The sequence below is a fragment of the Deltaproteobacteria bacterium genome, from assembly GCA_009930495.1.
Taxonomy (GTDB): Bacteria; Desulfobacterota; Desulfovibrionia; order Desulfovibrionales; family Desulfomicrobiaceae; genus Desulfomicrobium.
The window spans coordinates 1-1,997 of sequence record RZYB01000317.1; the positions used below are offsets into that span (position 1 = coordinate 1).

General features: G+C 60.6%; 3 protein-coding genes. 1 reads left to right on the plus strand and 2 read right to left on the minus strand.

Annotated features, from left to right (window positions below):
* On the minus strand, positions 1-215 hold a 215-nt coding region (locus tag EOL86_14200), incomplete at its 3' end, for an HDIG domain-containing protein (GenBank protein ID NCD26724.1).
* A gap of 206 nt (positions 216-421) precedes the next feature.
* Here EOL86_14200 and EOL86_14205 point away from each other — a divergent pair.
* A complete protein-coding gene (locus EOL86_14205) occupies positions 422-1,255 on the plus strand; it encodes a sulfurtransferase (protein NCD26725.1) in 834 nt (277 codons plus the stop codon).
* Between the two features lie 422 nt (positions 1,256-1,677).
* On the opposite strand, the gene EOL86_14210 is transcribed toward EOL86_14205, so the two are convergent.
* Positions 1,678-1,997: methylamine utilization MauE (locus EOL86_14210; GenBank protein ID NCD26726.1), on the minus strand; the 320-nt coding region annotated here is incomplete at its 5' end.

Sequence of the window (1,997 nt, forward strand, 5' to 3'; positions counted from 1 at the left end):
TGTTCGGCCGTGATCAGGCCGTGTCGCTCCGGCGTGTCCTTGGTCTGGGGATAATCCAAATCGTGCAGCAGTCCGGCCAGTCCCCAGAGTTCGACGTCGTGTCCCAGACGGTCGGCCAGGGCGCGCAGGACGGCCTCGGTTTCCAGGGCGTGGGCGACAAGGTGATCGGGAGCGGTATTCTTGAGTAGGTCCAGGGCTTCGGTTCGGGTCAACATGAGTCCTCCATGGGTTGAAGGCCGCAAAATCGGGTATTTGCCGGTTTCGGTCAAGATGTCGGTCCCGGGCCGGTTGGATGCGGGCGGTGGCGGTGTCTCGGCCGCGCGGACTGGCGATGGCGCATGGGCCGCGCCAATGTGGATGAGTTGTTGAATTTTTTTGCATGGGCAGGCATGCTGCCCGCCATAAAGCCAAAGGAGGAGCTATGCGCTGGAAACAGTTTTTCACCCCGGTTCAGTCCATGAAGGCCGACGAGGCGCGGGAATATCTAGCTGACAAAACCTTGCAGGAAGTGACCATTCTCGACGTGCGCCAGCCCGGTGAATACGAGGAAGGACACATCCCCGGCGCCAAGCTGGTGCCCATGCCCGTGCTGACCGACAGGCTGGACGAGATCGACCCGTCCAAGCCGGTATTGGTTTATTGCGCCATTGGCGGTCGCAGCCGGGTGGCGGCCCAGACCCTGGCTGGCAAGGGCCATGATCAGGTCATCAACCTCGCGGGCGGCTTTAAGGCCTGGACGGGTCAGGCCGCGTTCGGGGGCGAGGAGCAGGGCGTGGATCTTTTTTCCGAACTGACCAGCGTCGAGCAGATTCTGGCCATGGCCTATTCCCTGGAGGACGGGCTGCGGGATTTTTATCTGAAGATGCTGGACCGGGTTTCGGACGAGAAGGTCAAGAGCCTGTTCAAGCTCCTGGTCGACATCGAAATCAAGCACAAGGACCGCCTCTTCGAGGAATACACCCGCCTGACCGGCAAGGACGATCGGGGTGCCTTCGAGTGTCTTTTCGTCTCCAGGGCCATGGAAGGCGGCCTGACCACCGAGGAGTATCTGGACCGGTTCAAGCCCGATCTGGACAGCCCGGTCGAGGTCATTTCCCTGGCCATGTCCATCGAGGCCCAGGCCCTGGATTTGTACACACGCGCCGGTGCCGGGGCCCGGAACACGGAAAACCGGGCCATCTTCGAGCAGATCGCGGCCGAGGAAAAGTCCCACTTGGCCAAGCTCGGGCAACTATTGGATGAAATCACGGCCTAGATTTGTCCTTTTGGCCCATGCGCGTCGAAATTTGCGCACCGAGTACCAAAATTGCGCACGCCTTGGCGCCCACGGACGTGGCAGCGGCCGGACCCGCCTCGGCAGGGCTTGGTTCAGCCCGCGTGATTGTCAACGGTAGCGCGGCATGACCCTTGCTTTTCCGGATGTAACCGCCAGGGATGAGCCTGGCGATACGTGAATACAAGGGAGAATGCCATGAAGCGTCTGTTTTATCTGATGTGGCTTGCGGGAATGGCTGGTTTGGTCGCTTACGGCTTCAGTGATTCAATCATGGACCAGGCCGCTTTCGCGGTCGAACTGATGGAACACGTTGTCGCTTCCGTGGCGATCTGAAGGGGTTGGGCCCCAGGGTCTTGCAATCCGGCGGCACGGGACCACTCCCGGACCGCCGGATTTTTTTTTCAAACAGCGGATTGGGGTGTGGGCGCTGGTTTTGTGCTGGCGTCGCGTCTGGCTTCCAGCCATGCCGTGGCCAGTCCCAAGATCAGGAAGGCACTGTCGCGGATGAGATACCAGCGCATGTCGTCCGTGGTGTTTCCGGATGAGCTGAAACAGCCGCAGTCAAGATCGATGCCGCGCAGATGGGCGCTGAAAATCGCGGCCAGAAAAACAGCCAGAAGCAGATTGGACAGGATCAGGGCCGAACCCATCCAGATCCGGCACAGGAGCATCGCGGCCAGGAGAATTTCCAGCCAGGGCAAAACCAGGGCCACGGCGTTGA

Coding starts and splice junctions, on each gene's coding strand:
- EOL86_14205 (NCD26725.1), top strand. CDS start 422: ATGCGCTGGAAACAGTTTTTCACCCCGGTTCAGTCCATGAAGGCCGAC.